Source organism: Streptomyces sp. NBC_01426 (assembly GCF_036231985.1).
Lineage (GTDB): Bacteria > Actinomycetota > Actinomycetes > Streptomycetales > Streptomycetaceae > Streptomyces.
Genome location: NZ_CP109500.1, coordinates 7,452,202 through 7,467,865, shown reverse-complemented (window position 1 = coordinate 7,467,865; position 15,664 = coordinate 7,452,202). Strand labels below are relative to the sequence as shown.

Annotated in this window: 10 protein-coding genes and 4 pseudogenes; 9 read left to right on the top strand and 5 right to left on the bottom strand. The window is 69.6% G+C overall.

What is annotated here, in order from left to right; all coding sequences use genetic code 11:
* Window positions 1-180: 180 nt before the first annotated feature.
* From OG906_RS33465 to OG906_RS33450, 4 genes and pseudogenes are all read left to right on the top strand, one after another.
* A pseudogene (locus OG906_RS33465) lies at window positions 181-498 on the top strand (amidase family protein); the annotation flags it as partial.
* Window positions 498-851, top strand: a pseudogene (locus OG906_RS33460) (hypothetical protein); the annotation flags it as partial. The pseudogenes OG906_RS33465 and OG906_RS33460, both read left to right, overlap by 1 nt.
* Window positions 852-1,057: 206 nt before the next feature.
* Window positions 1,058-2,995 carry an APC family permease gene (locus tag OG906_RS33455; RefSeq protein ID WP_329447770.1) on the top strand — a complete coding sequence of 646 codons (1,938 nt, stop codon included), beginning with the start codon at window positions 1,058-1,060 and terminating at the stop codon, window positions 2,993-2,995.
* A gap of 101 nt (window positions 2,996-3,096) precedes the next feature.
* Window positions 3,097-3,270: a hypothetical protein gene (locus OG906_RS33450; RefSeq protein WP_329447769.1), complete on the top strand. Its 174-nt coding sequence runs from the start codon at window positions 3,097-3,099 to the stop codon at window positions 3,268-3,270.
* Between the two features lie 160 nt (window positions 3,271-3,430).
* Here OG906_RS33450 and lysA read toward each other — a convergent pair whose 3' ends face one another.
* The 4 genes and pseudogenes from lysA to OG906_RS33430 form a co-directional block, all read right to left on the bottom strand.
* Window positions 3,431-4,765 carry a diaminopimelate decarboxylase gene (lysA, locus tag OG906_RS33445; RefSeq protein ID WP_329447768.1) on the bottom strand — a complete coding sequence of 445 codons (1,335 nt, stop codon included), beginning with the start codon at window positions 4,763-4,765 and terminating at the stop codon, window positions 3,431-3,433.
* 13 nt (window positions 4,766-4,778) lie between these two features.
* A complete protein-coding gene (locus OG906_RS33440; RefSeq protein ID WP_329447767.1) occupies window positions 4,779-5,141 on the bottom strand; it encodes an SAV_915 family protein in 363 nt (120 codons plus the stop codon).
* Between the two features lie 540 nt (window positions 5,142-5,681).
* Window positions 5,682-6,007: pseudogene (locus tag OG906_RS33435) on the bottom strand (DUF1048 domain-containing protein).
* A 1-nt stretch (window position 6,008) separates the two neighbouring features.
* Window positions 6,009-6,209 (bottom strand): annotated as a pseudogene (locus tag OG906_RS33430) (DUF1048 domain-containing protein); the annotation flags it as partial.
* A 292-nt stretch (window positions 6,210-6,501) separates the two neighbouring features.
* Here OG906_RS33430 and OG906_RS33425 point away from each other — a divergent pair.
* Window positions 6,502-7,953 carry a glycosyltransferase family 39 protein gene (locus tag OG906_RS33425; RefSeq protein WP_329447766.1) on the top strand — a complete coding sequence of 484 codons (1,452 nt, stop codon included), beginning with the start codon at window positions 6,502-6,504 and terminating at the stop codon, window positions 7,951-7,953.
* Between the two features lie 411 nt (window positions 7,954-8,364).
* Here the strand turns inward: OG906_RS33425 and OG906_RS33415 are convergent, their stop codons facing one another.
* Window positions 8,365-10,758 (bottom strand): amino acid permease, encoded by a 2,394-nt coding sequence (locus OG906_RS33415; RefSeq protein ID WP_443067438.1) that lies wholly within the window; start codon window positions 10,756-10,758, stop codon window positions 8,365-8,367.
* A gap of 123 nt (window positions 10,759-10,881) precedes the next feature.
* Here OG906_RS33415 and OG906_RS33410 point away from each other — a divergent pair, with 123 nt between their 5' ends.
* The 4 genes from OG906_RS33410 (at window position 10,882) to kdpB (ending at window position 15,663) form a co-directional block, all read left to right on the top strand.
* Complete coding sequence (locus OG906_RS33410; protein ID WP_329447765.1) at window positions 10,882-11,658, top strand: DUF4118 domain-containing protein; 777 nt, start codon at window positions 10,882-10,884, stop codon at window positions 11,656-11,658.
* A gap of 148 nt (window positions 11,659-11,806) precedes the next feature.
* The gene (gene kdpF, locus OG906_RS33405) at window positions 11,807-11,896 is read left to right on the top strand and encodes a K(+)-transporting ATPase subunit F (protein ID WP_267724323.1); all 90 of its coding nucleotides are present in this window, start codon (window positions 11,807-11,809) and stop codon (window positions 11,894-11,896) included.
* Window positions 11,897-11,902: 6 nt separating this feature from the next.
* Entirely contained in the window at window positions 11,903-13,567 is a 1,665-nt protein-coding gene (gene kdpA, locus OG906_RS33400) for a potassium-transporting ATPase subunit KdpA (RefSeq protein WP_329447764.1), read from the top strand.
* On the top strand, window positions 13,564-15,663 hold the full coding sequence (gene kdpB, locus OG906_RS33395; protein WP_329447763.1) for a potassium-transporting ATPase subunit KdpB: 2,100 nt from the start codon (window positions 13,564-13,566) through the stop codon (window positions 15,661-15,663). Before kdpA ends, kdpB begins: the two co-directional genes overlap by 4 nt.
* Window position 15,664 lies beyond the last annotated feature (1 nt).

Here is a 15,664-nt window from a genome sequence, read left to right as displayed (position 1 = left end):
GTGAGGCGACGGCGCTGAGTGGCCTTGTGTTTCTTGATCAGCTGACGGGCCGGATGCTCGGGGTCGGGCAGCCCGGCGATGGAGTTGACGAAGGGGCAGCCTCGCCGCGCGATGTCCGGTAGCCCTTCGGTGATGAATCGCGTGACACCGAGAACTTGCGCACGCCCGTCGTCCGGGTAGCCTGCCATCAACGCCGTCGTCGAGAGCTGGCCCGCCGAAGACGCCCCGATCCCCGGCAGCACGCCGTTCGCGGGCGTCCCCTTCCTCATCAAGGACCTCGCCGTGTCCATGAAGGGCAAGCGGGTCGAGCTGGGCAGCCGTCTCGCCCTGGGCAACGTGGCAGCGGCCGACTCCCATCTCATGCGGCGGTTCCGGACCGCCGGCCTCGTGACATTGGGGCGCACGGCCTCCCCCGAGTTCGCCTACAGCACCACCACGGAGCCGGTCCTCCACGGAGCCGCCCGCAACCCCTGGGACCTCAGCCGAACACCCGGCGGACCCACCCCGCGGCCGAGGACCGGGCCGCCGCCGAAGCCCTTCGCCGCGACTGGGAGTTGTGGAACCCCGGCGTGGACCTCGTCGAGGTGACCTCCGAGACGCGCTCCCTGGGCCGCCCGGTATCCGGCTACGTACGGAAGCTGACGCAGACCCGTCCGGACGCCCAGATCACCGTCCTCATCCCGGAGACCGAACCCGCACACCTCTGGCAGCGGATCCTCCAGAACCAGCGCGGCTCCGTCGTCGCCCACGCCGTCCGCCGCGACACCGACGCCGTCATCTGCCGCCTCCGCTTCCGCCTCGGCTCCCCGACCGCACCGCAGGTCCCCGACGCGCCCTTCACGGGGTCCTGACGGGATCAGGTACACGGCCGTCAAGAGGACACAAATGCAGGGTTCCGGCTGCGACAGGAGTACGTCCACTACGCCACTGGGAGGGTGCGCGTTAAGGACGCGTCAGAATTCGCTCACACGCGGGCATAAGTGATCAGGCTGCGTACGCTTGCCCAGCCGTCGACGTCGATGGCTGATTCTTTGCCGTACGACAGGAGCCCCCCACGATGGCCACCCCTGCCCGCACATCGCGCCTGCGCGCGTGGATGCTGGAAGGCTTGACCGCCGAGAACAGTTCGCCCGCCGCCAAGGAAGCGGCGGCACAGCCCCACGGCCGGCCCTGGTGGCGCGTCATGTGCCTGACGGGCCTGGACTACTTCTCCACCCTCGGCTATCAGCCCGGCATCGCGTTCCTCGCGGCCGGGCTGCTGTCACCGCTGGCGACCATCGTGCTCGTGCTGCTCACCCTGTTCGGCGCGCTGCCCGTCTACCGGCGGGTGGCAGAGGAGAGCCCGCACGGCGAGGGCTCCATCGCGATGCTGGAGCGGCTGCTGACGTTCTGGAAGGGCAAGCTGTTCGTCCTGACCCTCCTCGGGTTCGCGGCGACCGACTTCCTGATCACCATTACCCTCTCCGCGGCGGACGCGACCGCGCACCTGGTGGAGAACCCGCACCTCACCAGCACCCTGCACGGCCACGAGGTGCTGATCACCCTGATCATGATCGCGCTGCTCGGCGCCGTCTTCCTCAAGGGGTTCAGCGAGGCCATCGGCGTCGCGGTCTTCCTGGTCTTCACCTATCTCGGCCTGAACGTGGTCGTGGTGGCGGTCGGGCTGTGGCACGTGTTCACCGCACCGCAGGTCATCACCGACTGGACGACCGCGCTGACCACCGAGCACGGCAACCCGTTCATGATGATCGCCATCGCGCTCGTCGTGTTCCCCAAGCTCGCGCTGGGCCTGTCGGGGTTCGAGACGGGCGTCGCGGTCATGCCGCACGTCAAGGGCGATCCCGAGGACACGGAGCAGAAGCCCGCCGGGCGGATCCGAGGTGCCAAGAAGCTCCTGACGACCGCCGCGATCATCATGAGCGTGTTCCTGATCTGCTCCAGCTTCATCACCACCCTGCTCATCCCACCCGCCCAGTTTCAGCCAGGCGGTGAGGCCAACGGCCGCGCCCTGGCCTACCTGGCCCACGAGTACCTGGGATCGGCCTTCGGCACGGTCTACGACATCTCCACGATCCTCATCCTCTGGTTCGCCGGCTCCTCCGCCATGGCGGGCCTGCTCAACCTGATGCCGCGCTACCTGCCCCGTTACGGCATGGCCCCGCAGTGGGCCCGCGCACTGCGTCCCATGGTCATCGTGTTCACGCTGGTCGCGTTCCTGGTGACCTGGATCTTCGACGCAGACGTGGACGCCCAGGGAGGCGCGTACGCCACCGGGGTGCTCGTCCTGATCACCTCGGCGGCGGTCGCCGTGACCATCGCCGCGCGCCGGGCGGGGGAGCGCGGCTGGACCATCGGCTTCGGGATCATCTCCGCCGTCTTCATCTACACGACCGCGGTGAACGTCGTCGAACGCCCCGACGGTGTGAAGATCGGCGCCTGCTTCATCGGCGGCATCATGGCCCTCTCCTTGCTGTCCCGCCTCGCCCGCGTCTTCGAGCTGCGCGTCACGGACGTGGAGCTGGACGACATGGCAGAGCGGTTCATCCGCGACACCGCCAACCGCACGATCCGCTTCATCGCCAACGAGCCCGACAACAGGGACCGGACCGAGTACCGCGAGAAGGTCGAGCAGATCCGCGCGGACAACGACATCCCGCAGGGCGACGACGTCATGTTCGTCGAGGTCACCGTCCTGGACGCCTCCGAGTTCGAATCCGGCATGCGGGTACGCGGTGAGGTGCTCCACGACCGCTACCGCGTCCTGACCCTGGAAAGCTCCAGCATCCCCAACGCACTGGCCGCCCTGCTGCTCCATGTACGCGACGAGACCGGACAGCGCCCTCACATCTATTTCGAGTGGACCGAGGGCAACCCGATGGCCAACTTCCTGCGGTTCTTCCTCTTCGGCCAGGGCGAGGTCGCCCCCGTCACCCGGGAGGTCATCCGGGAGGCGGAACCGGACCGGGCCCGCCGCCCCCACGTCCACGCCGGCTGACGTCCGAGGCAAGGACCAACCCGATTGGCCCGACGTCAAGATGCCGACAGGAATCCCGCCGGACCCTCGCCAAGGCGAGTTTCCGGCGGGATCCTCGGACCGTGACCATCGACTGGCTTCCCGACCGTGGCATCCGCCGGGCGATCCTCGCCATCGGCACGGTCGGCGTGACCGTGATCGCCACCGGCGCCGTCCTCGAAGCCCTGTGGCTGCTCGGCATCGGCGTCTGGGCGGTCATCACCGCCATGATGATCGAACTCGTCTACCGACCTTAGGTCGTCTCTTTCGGATCTTGCCGGGGCCGCGGCGCCCGGCACCGCCCCTGGCGGCGTTGTCGGGGCACCCGAGTACGTCCAGTGCACGGGCGCCGCTGCGCCTTGCCAGGCACGGCACCGGACACCGCGACCCGGACCGACAAGATCCGAAAGAGACGACCTAGCCGCCGATGTCCCGGCTGCGGAAGTCCTCCAGGGTTTCGCGCCGGACCAGGAGCCGGGCGGTGCCCGCGTGGACCGCAATGACCGGGGGACGGCCGACCATGTTGTACCCGGAGGCCATGGACAGCTGGTACGCGCCCGCCACGGGGACGGCGAGCAGGTCGCCGGGGTGGACGTCCCCCGGCAACTCCACGTCGTCGGCGAGGATGTCGCCCGCCTCGCAGTGCCGTCCGACGACCGTGGCCCGGCAGGGCGCGGCCGTGGAGTGGCGTCCGACGAGCCGGGGCGCGTACCGCACCCCGTACAAGGCGGGCCGGGGGTTGTCGCTCATCCCGCCATCCACGGCGACGAACACCTTCTCGCCGGTGCGCTTGACCGCCAGGACCCGGTACAGCGCGACCCCTGCCGGCCCCGCCACCGCGCGCCCCGGCTCTATGGCGAGCCGCGGCACCGCCAGCCCGGTGGCGGCGCAGCTCTCGATCAGTTCGACGCGGAGCTGCCGGGCGAGCGCGGTGAGGTCGAGGGCCGCCTCGCCCGGCCGGTAGGCGACGCCGTGACCGCCACCCATGTCCAGTTCGGGCAGGACCACGCCGTGCTCGTCGCGCATGCGGGCCATCAGCTCCACCATGCGCCGCAGCGCCACGACATACGGCTCCACGGTGGTGATCTGAGAGCCGATGTGGCAGTGCAGGCCCGTGAGTTCGAGCTGCGGCTGGCCCAGGGTCCGGGCGATGGCGTGCTGTGCGGAGCCGTCGGAGGGGGAGAGGCCGAACTTCTGGCCGTCCGTTCCCGTGCGGATCTTGTCGTGGCCTCCGGCCGAGACGCCCGGTACGACGCGCACCATCACCTTCTGGTGGCCGTGGGCGCCGACGGCGGCGGAGATGCGGGCGATCTCGGACGGGCTGTCGATCACGATCCGCCCCACCCCGAGCCGCAGCGCGGTCGCGATGTCCCGGGGCGACTTGGCGTTGCCGTGCAGCACGATCCGCTCGGGCGGAAACCCGGCGGTCACCGCGAGCTCCAGCTCCCCGGCCGAGCACACGTCCAGGCCCAGTCCTTCCTCCTGGACCCAGCGCACCATCGCCCGGGAGAGGAACGCCTTGGCTGCGTAAAGGACTTCGGCTTCGGGAAAGGCGTCGCGGTAGGTGCGGCAACGCTCGCGGACCTCACCCTCGTCCAGGACGTAGGCGGGAGTGTCGAACCGCTCGGCGAGCTCGGCCAGCGACACCCCGCCGACGGCAAGGCCGCCGTGCGGGAGCCGGGTCGTGGACGCGGGCCATATCGACAGGTCATCGGTACGGGGCGCGACCTCGGGGAGGACGGCGATCGTCATGGTGCGATTCCCTTCAGACGGTCCGGGCAGCGGTCTCGGGTGCCTGGAGCACCGCGACGTCGACCGGTCCGGGGGCCGTCGCCGTGGTGGCCGAGGGAGCGGTGAGGGTCGGATCGACGGTGAGCAGCGATGCCCCGAGGGGCTCGGCCATCGCTCGGAGCGCGGACGCGGAGAGCCGGACCCAGGGCTGCTGCGCGCCGAGCGTGGCCGCCAACCGCTCGGGAGTGGTGAAGCCGACGGCGGTACGGGCACCCAGCGGGGTGCGGAAAAGGCGTACCGCCACCTGAGCGGGACCCGGCCGAGCCGGCACGTACAGGGGTCCGGCCGGGGTCCGTTCCTCAGGCTCCGGGTCGTCTTCGTACTGGAACAAACACATGGGGCCCTCCAGGGAACCACGAGCGGCTGATGAGGCCCCGGATGCGGGGAGGCGGTCCGGGGCGCGACACCGACGCTATGCCCGCGACCGCACGCCTGTGGTCGCTCGTTGACGGGACCCTGACGGCGGCGACCCGACTCCATACGGATCACTGATGGCGAGGCCCGGCGCCGTCAGGAGCACGTCATGAACTCCGGGGGCCGCGTCAGAAAGACATCGGCAATCCGCCACACGTGCCGCCCTGGCCCTTCATGGAGTCGTGGGAACGGTGAGGCTCCCGGAGGCGAGCCGGAAGCCCCAGCTCCTGCAACGTCACGGCCTTGACGGCCTGCCGTGCCGCCGCAGTGGAACGGCTGCGCGAGGTACTCGACGGCGCCTTCGGAGCCGCGAAGCCCGGCGTCATCCTCGCGGCCTCACCGTACGGGCCACACCCGGCGCCGCCCTCGTGTACACGGCCCACCGCTCCGAAGACCTCCTGGTGGTGGGCGCACTGGGGACGCATCCGGCCGTGCCGCCTCAAGTGCTCGGCTGCCGTCGGTCTTACTTCTCGGCCGTGCCGGGTTTCCCGCTGATGGATTCCTGATGGAGGCCCCGCGTAGGTGGGCGTCCTTGATCAGGTCGTCGCAGAACGCTGCGACGTCGGTGCCGATGAGTTCCAGGACGCCCTTGCCGGCCGCGACGCCCTCCTCGAAGAAGTCGACGATTTCTGAAAGCAGGGTCCCGTCGGACAACTCGATCGGTCCGACCTTGAAGAAGTACTTCTGCATCTCCTTGTAGACGATCCGGTAGTCCGGCGGGAGCGCCTTGACCCGCGCGGTGTGTGCTCGCCCCTGCTTCTTGCCCTCGATGATGTCCTGGATGCCCACGTCAGCCTCCCAGCCGGCTCAGTTTCCTCGCGGCGTTCCTGTTCAACTGCTCGCGCCACCGGTCGCGATGGGTTCGATCCCCTTGCCCGCCGGCCGGCGCCGTGCAGAAGCCTCGGATGTCGTCGCCGAGCACCTCATGGACGCTCTGCCCGTCCGCCGCTGTTTCTTCGAGCAGCCCCAGGGTGGCGTCGAGGATCGGCATGTCATCGGTCGGTGGTGTCGGCTGAGCCGCCTGACGAGGCGGGTCCGGCCATATGGCCGAGGCGCGTACCGCGCAGGTTGCGGCATCCTGGAGGGTCTCGCCGGGTCGAGACATCCGAATTACATGCACATGTCGCTCGGGTTCGTCGTTGTTCCGGCTCGTGTCGATCGTGTGGAGGACATCCTGTGACCCTGGTGTGCCGTGTGCCCGTGACGGAGGGGACGCTGTGACAGTCCTTTTGTCTGCGACCGCATCCCCCGTACCCGGCCGGCGGAGCTCCCGACGAACCGTCATGTCGACACGCGTGGTCGGGTGGGCGATGCCGGTGCTCGCCTTCGCGCTGGGAGTGTGGGGCAACACGGGACCGTCCGCGTGGACGGACGAGATCGTCACCATGGACGTGGCACGGCGGTCGTGGTCGGAGTTGTTCGCGCTGCTCGGCAGGGTCGACGCGGTGCACGGACTGCACTACGTGCTGATGCACGTGGTGGGGCAGATGACATCGGTGACCGAGTTCACGATGCGCGTTCCCTCGGCCGCGGCGGTCGCCATCGCCGTGGCCGGCATGGTGTGGCTGGGCCGCATGCTCGACGGGCCCAAACTCGGCACATGTGCGGGACTGGCCCTCGCGGTGGCGCCGACGGCATCCCGTTACGCGCAAGAGGGGCGCTCATTCGCCTTCGCCATGGCGGCGGCCGTCCTGGCCACCGGGGCATTGGCCAAGGTCCTGAACGGGGACGACCGCCGCCGATGGCCGATCACGTATGCCGTGCTGGTGGCGTTGCTGGGCTGGTTCAACGTCATGGGGCTGCTGCTGCTCGCCGCACATGCGATCACCGTGGCCTGGCTGCGCCCCGGCCGCTCCACGACCCTACGCCTGACCCTGGCCATGACAGCGGGCATCGCCGCCGTGACCCCGCTGCTTCTCCTGGCCCGGACCCAGAGCTCCGCGGTGGGGGAGTCGCCGCCGATCTCCTTCGGCACCCCCCTGGCCCTCTTCTCCTGGCTGCTGTTCCCCGGTCAGGACACCCTCCTGACCTCATTCAAGTACGTGCTCATCGGCTCGGCCCTGATCGCCCTGGGAGCCCTCGTCGTACGGCGACGCACGACCCCGCCCCTGATACGGGCAGTGGGCGTGCCGTGGCTCGTCGCACCCCCGGCACTCCTCGCCCTGGCCACCCTCGCACAACCCGTCTTCGCTTACCGCTACCTCGTCTTCTGCCTGCCCGCGCTGGCCCTGCTGCTCTCCGCCGGAATCCTCGCGCTGCCCTGGTGGGCGCGGGTCGCACTCGTTCTGGCCATGGCCGCGCCCCTCGCCTTCTCCCACCGCGCGATACGCCTGGAACAGAGCCGCTCCTGGGACACCATGGCCGTCGTCAGAATCCTGCGCGTCCACGGCGAGCCCGGGGACACCGTCCTGTTCAGCGGCGCCCGCTGCGGCCTGATATCCACCGCCTACCGAGAGGCGTTCGCCTGGCGAGCAGACCTCGGCCGCTCCCACACCGCCGCCGAGGCCGGCGAACTGGACAACCAACCCGCCGATCCCGCCACCCTCACCCACCGCCTGCAAGACGCACCCCGCGTGTGGCACGTGACCTGCACCCATCTCTCCTCCGCGGCTCGCCCCGCCGCCGAACAGGCTGCCACCGCCCAGGAACAGGCCATGCGGAGCGCAGGGCTCCAACCATCCCGCCACTTCAACATCCGAGGCATCGAGATCACCCTCGAAACCCGGCCTGGATAGACGCCCCTCGTTCGCTGCGGTGGACCATGCCCTCAACCGTCGGCCACCTCCACGATGACGCGTTCGGGGCCGGTGGTACACGCCGAATGGAGAACCCCTGGAGAACCCCGCAGACCTGGACCTGGGCGATTCGTCGGTCGTGGACCGGAGTGGAGCCGGCCCGGAGAGCTGAGCCTTGTCGCCGCCTTGACGTCCCGACCGAATCGCCCTGCGGCAGCACTGCCGCAGGGTTACTCATCGCCTGGTGGTGGGGGATACTGCCAGCCCGTTTCGTGTCGGGGGCGGCGACGGCGGCGTGGTGGAGTGCGATCCGGGCTGCGGGCGGGCGGGTGCCCCTCCGGTACGAGTGCTCGCCGATCCGCACGGACAGACGGATCCGCCGCTGGTCGAGCTCGGCCCGCCGCGCGGGGGTCAGGCGCCCGCCCATACGGCCGGTGCTCGGTGTGCCCAGGGGGCGGCTTGCTCCAGCTGCCCGGCGAGGCGGAACAGGACGTCTTCCCGTCCGTGGCCGGCAGCGAAATGGATGCCTAGGGGCATGCCGGTGGCCGGGTCGGTCGCGAGCGGCATCGACATGGCGGGGGTGCCGGCGACGTTGATCGATCGGGCGACCCGGTTGCGTACATCGAGGGCGTGCACGAACTCCGAGCCGCTGACCCGGCGGCCCCACGCGTAGCTCGCCGGCATTTCGTCCACGGGACGACCGAACGCCCTGGCGAAGCCCTCGATCCACGTCACCAGGTTCGCCGACCACAGGCGTGCGTTGGCAAGGACGAACTCCTCCCCGCTCACACCGAGGTCCACGGAGGTGACGTCGACTTGATGACCGTGCGACTCGAGAAGGCGAGCGGCTGACAAGACGGCGTCGTGTACCGCCGGCTCCACGGCGCGCCCGTTCCAAGGGGTGACCATCAGGCCGATGCGCAGTCTTCCGGGGGATCGGGTGACTTCTTCGGCGTACGGGCGAGTCGGGCGCTCCGCGAAGTAGGGGTCGCCCGACTCGGGGCCTTGGATCAGGTCCAGCAGTGTCGCGCTGTCGCGTACGGTCCGACTGAGCGCGCCGTGTACCGCCAAGCCGTTGAAGACCTCGTCGGCGTCGGGTCCCATGGAGACTCGGCCTCGGGTGGGCTTGAGCCCGAACAGCCCTGTGCCGGCGGCGGGCACGCGGATCGAGCCGGCCGCGTCAGTGGCGTGGGCGATGGGGGTGATGCCGGCCACGACGGCTGCGGCCGACCCGCCACTGGAGCGGGTGACCATGACGGCGAGGACTTCGTCGCCCAGGGAGCGGGCGGCGGTGAGGGCCTGGCAGGTCAGGCGGGACAGGCCGGATACGGGGACCACGACGAGCGAGCGGGCCCGCTGCGGGGGCTGCGGGACGCGGCCGAGTTCGAGGCGCTCGCCGATCTGCGCGTAGGCCCGGTCGACCTTCTCGAAGCCGAGGACGATGAGCGGCAGGGCGAGGACGATCAGCCAGGCGCCTTCGGTGAACTTGGTGGCGGTGACGACCACCGCGGAGACGCCGGTCAGGAGCGCGCCGAAGCCGTTGAGGGCGGCCTTGGCCCGCCGGCCGCGCGGGCGCTCGCCGTACCAGTGTCGGACCATGCCGACCTGGCAGATGGTGAAGCCGACGAAGACTCCGATGGCGAAGAGCGGGACGAGGGTGTTGGTGTCGCCGCCGGAGAAGACGAGCAGGGCTGCCGAGACGAGAGCCAGCCAGACCACGCCGTGGCGGTGGACCTGACGGTCGGCCTTGAGGGCGAAGAAGTGCGGCAGGTGGTTGTCGCGGGCCAGCAGGCTCATCAGCACCGGGAGGCCACCGAAGGAGGTGTTCGCGGCGAGCGCGAGCAGCACCATGGTGGCGCACTGGACGACGTAGAAGGCCGCGTTGTGTCCGAAGGAGGCGTCGGCGAGCTGGGCGAGGACGGTGACGCCCTCGACCGGCTGGAGGTGGAAACGGCCGATGAGGACGGACAGGCCGATCAGCATGACGCCGAGGAGGGCGCCGAGGGCGACCTCGGTGCGCTGGGCGCGGCGGGCGGCCGGCGCCCGGAAGGACGGCACGGCGTTGGCGACGGCCTCGACACCGGTCAGCGCGGAGCAGCCGGCCGCGAAGGCCTTCAGCAGCAGGAGCGCACCCACTGCGGTGGTGCCCTCGCCGAGCGCGGAGGCGTGCCCGGCGGCGGACGCCGTACTGGCGGGGCCGTCGCGGAACAACCCGACGACGATCATCGCCAGCATCGAGCCGACGAAGAGTGCGGTCGGGATCAGGAACGCTTTCGCCGAGTCCACGACCCCGCGCAGGTTCACGGCCGTGACGAGGACCAGGACCGCGAGACAGATCCACACCCGCTCGCCGTGCAGGCCAGGGAAGGCCGAGGTCAGCGCGGCGACGCCGGCGGTGACGGACACGGCCACGTTCAGGACGTAGTCGAGGATCAGTGAGGCCGCCGCGACGAGGCTCGTACGCCTGCCCAGATGCCGCTTGGCGACCGCGTACGAGCCGCCGCCGTCGGGGAACGCCGCGATCACCTGCCGGTAAGAGGCCACCAGGACCGCCAGCAGCGCGGCGATGGCGAGGGTGACCGGGAGTGTGAAGCCCATCCCGTGGGCTCCGGCCGCCGCCAGGACCAGCACGATCGACTCCGGTCCGTAGGCCACCGACGCCATCGCGTCGAGCGACAGCGCGGCCAGGCCCTGGAGGGCGGTCAGTTTGTGCCGGTCCCCCGCTCCACCGGCTCGGGTGTCGGGAGGCTCCTCCTGGCCCGGCCCCTGAGCGGCCTCGGTCGGTTTTCCTACGTGAATGGCCATGTCGCCGGTCCCTCCGAATGAGCAAAGTGAGGACAGCGTCGAAGCCTCACGATCAGGCCACCAGCACCTTTGGCACGTTCCATACGCCCGCCCCGACACTCTTCACGCGTTCCATACGCGCAGGTGGCGCTCGCGCTCGTGCCCTTCCGGACGGACCTCTCCGCCACCAACGCGGCGCTGATCCTGGTCGTCGCGGTGGTCGCGGTCGCCGCCCTGGGCAGCCGGACGGCCGGGGTGCTCGCCGCCCTCTCGGCGGCCGCGTGGTTCGACTTCTTCCTCACCAGGCCCTACCAGCGCTTCGCCGAGGCGGACCGCGACGACGTCGAGACGGCCGTCCTGCTGCTCGTCGTCGGCCTGCTCGTATCGCAGTTGGCCGTACGCGCGCGCCGGCTCCAGGCGGTCGTGGTGACCGATGCCGCACACCTGTCGAGCCTTCAGGAGACCGCCCGGCTGGTCGAGGACGGCGGCTCGCCGGAGGTGGTGGTCGAGCACGTGCGTCGGGAGCTCGTCGGCCTGCTGGGCCTGCGAGGCTGCCACTTCGAGTACGGGACCTTGATGGGGAACCTGCCACGCCTGGAGCACGGTGGGGGTGTCTGGCTGCACCGCCCCGGCCGGGTTCGGGAGTACGCCGACTGGCCGGACGGCGAGACCGAGCTGCGGGTCGTCGGCGGTGGCCACTACTACGGACGGTTCCTGCTCGATCCGCCGGGCCACCCCTGCCCTCCGAGGAGGCGCGCCTGGTGGCTGTCGCGCCGGCTGCCCAGGCCGGCGCCGCGTTGGACACGGCCGGAGTGTCCCACCGGGGCTGATCCGGTCGTCGACGGCCCTCCCGTATGGGTGGCGTTAAGGGTTCTCGGGCGCCCGTATGGAGCCCGTCAAGGCGACTTAACACCGGGGTGAAGACGCGGTTGTCTCGTCCTCAGCCAACTGGCTGATTCATTTCTTCCCACTTCACTCAGGAGCTCGCGATGGCCGATCTGGCCTTCGTCGTCACCACGGTCGCGGTGTTCGCGCTGGTGGCTCTCATCGCCCGGGGGGTGACCAAGCTGTGACTGTCGAGAACGTTGTCGGCCTCGTCGTGGCCGTCTCACTGCTCGGTTACCTCATCCTCGCCCTCGTGTACCCGGAGAGGTTCTGAGCAGATATGAGCCCCGTAACCGCTGGTGTGCTCCAGCTGCTCGCGCTCATCGCCGCGCTCGCACTGGCCTACCGTCCCCTCGGCGACTACATGGCCCGGGTCTACTCCTCCGAGAAGCACTACAAGCCGGAGAAGTGGATCTACAAGGTCATCGGCGCCAATCCGTCGGCCGAGATGCGCTGGCCCGCCTACCTGCGCGGCGTCCTCGCCTTCTCGGCGGTGAGCGTCCTCTTCCTCTACGCCCTTCAGCGCCTGCAGGGCAGCCTGCCGGGTTCGCTCGGCTTCGTGTCGATCGACCCGGACCAGGCCTTCAACACCGCAGCGTCCTTCGTGGCGAACACCAACTGGCAGTCGTACTACGGCGAGCAGGCCATGGGCCACGTCGTGCAGACCGGCGGCCTCGCGGTGCAGAACTTCGTCTCCGCCGCCGTCGGCATGGCCGTCGCCGTGGCTCTCGTACGGGGCTTCGCGCGCTCCCGAACCGGTGAGCTCGGCAACTTCTGGTCCGACCTGGTGCGCGGCACCGTCCGCATCCTGCTTCCGATCTCCGTGATCGGCGCCCTGGTCCTGGTGGGCTGCGGGGTCATCCAGAACTTCGCGGGCATTCACGAGGTCGGCCAGTTCATGGGCGGCGCCCAGCAGTGGAACGGCGGGGCGGTCGCCTCGCAGGAGGTCATCAAGGAGCTGGGCACGAACGGCGGCGGTTACTTCAACGCCAACTCCGCCCACCCCTTCGAGAACCCGACCCCCTTCTCGAACCTCTTCGAGATCTTCCTGATCCTCGTCATCCCGTTCGCGCTGACGCGGACGTTCGGCCGGATGGTCGGCAACCTGCGCCAGGGCTACGCGATCCTTGCCACGATGGGCGTCATCTGGATCGCGTTCACCGGCCTGATGATGTGGACCGAGTTCGCCCACCACGGCCCGGCGCTGGACGTCGCGGGCGGTGCGATGGAGGGCAAGGAGACCCGGTTCGGGATCGGCGGTTCGTCGATCTTCGCCGTGGCCACGACGCTGACCTCGACCGGCGCCGTCAACTCCTTCCACTCCTCGTACACGGGCTTCGGCGGCGGCATCACCATGCTGGGCATGCAACTCGGCGAGATCGCGCCCGGCGGCGTCGGATCCGGTCTCTACGGCATGCTGATCATGGCGATCATCGCCGTGTTCATCGCGGGCCTGATGGTCGGCCGCACCCCCGAATACCTGGGCAAGAAGATCGGCACCCGCGAGATCAAGCTCGCCGCCTGCTACATCCTCATCACCCCGGCTCTCGTACTGTGCTTCACCGCCGCGGCGATGGCCCTGCCCACCCCGGGCGACTCGATGACCAACTCCGGCGCGCACGGCTTCTCGGAGATCCTCTATGCCTACACCTCGGGCGCCAACAACAACGGCTCCGCCTTCGCCGGTCTGAACGCCGACACCCAGTGGTTCAACAGCACCATCGGCATCGCGATGCTGCTGGGCCGTTTCCTGCCCATGGTGTTCGTCCTCGCGCTCGCCGGTTCGCTGGCCGAGCAGAAGCCCGTGCCCGAGACCGCGGGCACGCTGCGCACCGACAAGCCGCTCTACGCCGGCCTGCTCGTCGGCACGATCGTCATCATCACCGGCCTGACCTACTTCCCCGCCCTCGCGCTGGGGCCCCTCGCCGAAGGGCTCGCCTCATGAGCACCATCACTCCCACCCGTGCTCCGCACGAGGACGTCCTCACCGAGCACAAGCACGCTGCCGGCCGCGTCGGCGGGGGCTTGTTCGACCCCAAGGCACTGCTGAAGTCCTTCCCGGACGCGGTGCGCAAGCTCGATCCCCGCATCATGATCAAGTCCCCCGTCATGTTCGTGGTCCTGATCGGCTCGGTCGTCACGACCGTCCTCGCGGTCAAGGACCCGACCGACTGGTTCGGTTGGGCCATCACGGCCTGGCTCTGGCTCACCACGATCTTCGCCAACCTCGCCGAGGCGGTCGCCGAAGGCCGCGGCAAGGCCCAGGCCGACACGCTGCGCAAGGCCAAGACCGACACGGTCGCCCGCCGCCTCGACGGCTCGGTGGAGGAACGGGTCCCCGGCACGGAGCTGCGCATCGGCGACCTGGTCGTCTGCGAGGCCGGCGACATCATCCCCGGTGACGGTGACGTCGTCGAGGGCGTCGCCTCGGTCGACGAGTCGGCCATCACGGGCGAATCCGCTCCCGTCATCCGCGAGTCGGGCGGCGACCGTTCGGCCGTGACCGGTGGCACGAAGGTGCTCTCCGACCGGATCGTCGTCAAAATCACGACGAAGCCCGGTGAGACCTTCATCGACCGGATGATCGCCCTCGTGGAGGGCGCGGCCCGACAGAAGACGCCCAACGAGATCGCGCTCAACATCCTGCTCGCGTCCCTCACGATCGTGTTCCTCCTCGCCGTCGTCACCCTGCAGCCGTTCGCGATCTACGCGGGCGCCGAGCAGTCGATGATCGTGCTGACCGCCCTGTTGGTCTGCCTGATCCCGACCACGATCGGTGCGCTGCTCTCCGCCATCGGCATCGCCGGCATGGACCGCCTGGTCCAGCGCAACGTCCTCGCCATGTCGGGCCGCGCCGTCGAGGCCGCGGGCGACGTGTCCACCCTGCTGCTCGACAAGACCGGCACCATCACCCTCGGCAACCGGCAGGCCTCCGAGTTCGTACCGGTCAAGGGCACCAGGGAAGCCGAACTGGCGGACGCCGCACAGCTTTCGTCCCTCGCGGACGAGACCCCCGAGGGCCGTTCCATCGTGGTCCTCGCGAAGGAGAAGTACGGACTGCGCGAACGCCACCAGGGCGAGCTCGCCGGCGCCGAGTGGATCGCCTTCACCGCCCAGACCCGCATGTCGGGCGTGGACGTGGACGGCCGCAAGACCCGCAAGGGAGCCGCCGGTTCGGTCATCACCTGGGTGAAGGAGCAGGGCGGGCAGGTCTCGGGCGACGCCGACACCCTGGCCAATCGGATCTCCGAGGCCGGCGGCACCCCTCTTCTCGTGGCCGTCGAGGACGAGCGCGGAGCCCGAGTGCTGGGTGTCATCCACCTCAAGGACGTCGTCAAGGAGGGCATGCGCGAGCGGTTCGACGAACTGCGCCGCATGGGCATCAAGACCGTCATGATCACGGGCGACAACCCGCTGACCGCGAAGGCGATCGCCGAGGAGGCGGGCGTCGACGACTTCCTCGCCGAGGCGACTCCCGAGGACAAGATGGCTCTCATCAAGCGGGAGCAGGCCGGCGGCAAGCTCGTCGCGATGACCGGCGACGGCACCAACGACGCCCCCGCCCTCGCTCAGGCCGACGTCGGCGTCGCGATGAACACCGGCACCTCGGCCGCCAAGGAGGCCGGGAACATGGTGGACCTCGACTCCAACCCCACCAAGCTCATCGAGATCGTGGAGATCGGCAAGCAGTTGCTGATCACCCGAGGGGCGCTGACCACCTTCTCCATCGCCAACGACGTCGCCAAGTACTTCGCGATCATTCCCGCGATGTTCGCCGTGGTCCACCCGGGCCTGGACAAGCTCAACATCATGGGCCTGACCTCCCCCGAGTCGGCGATCCTCTCCGCGGTCATCTTCAACGCGCTGATCATCATCGCGCTCGTACCGCTCGCCCTCAAGGGCGTGCGGTACCGGCCGACCAGCGCCGACAAGATGCTCCGGCGGAACCTCGGTCTGTATGGCGTGGGCGGTCTGATCGCCCCGTTCATCGGCATCAAGGTCATCGACCTCCTCATCTCCCTCATCCCCGGAATCGGCTGAT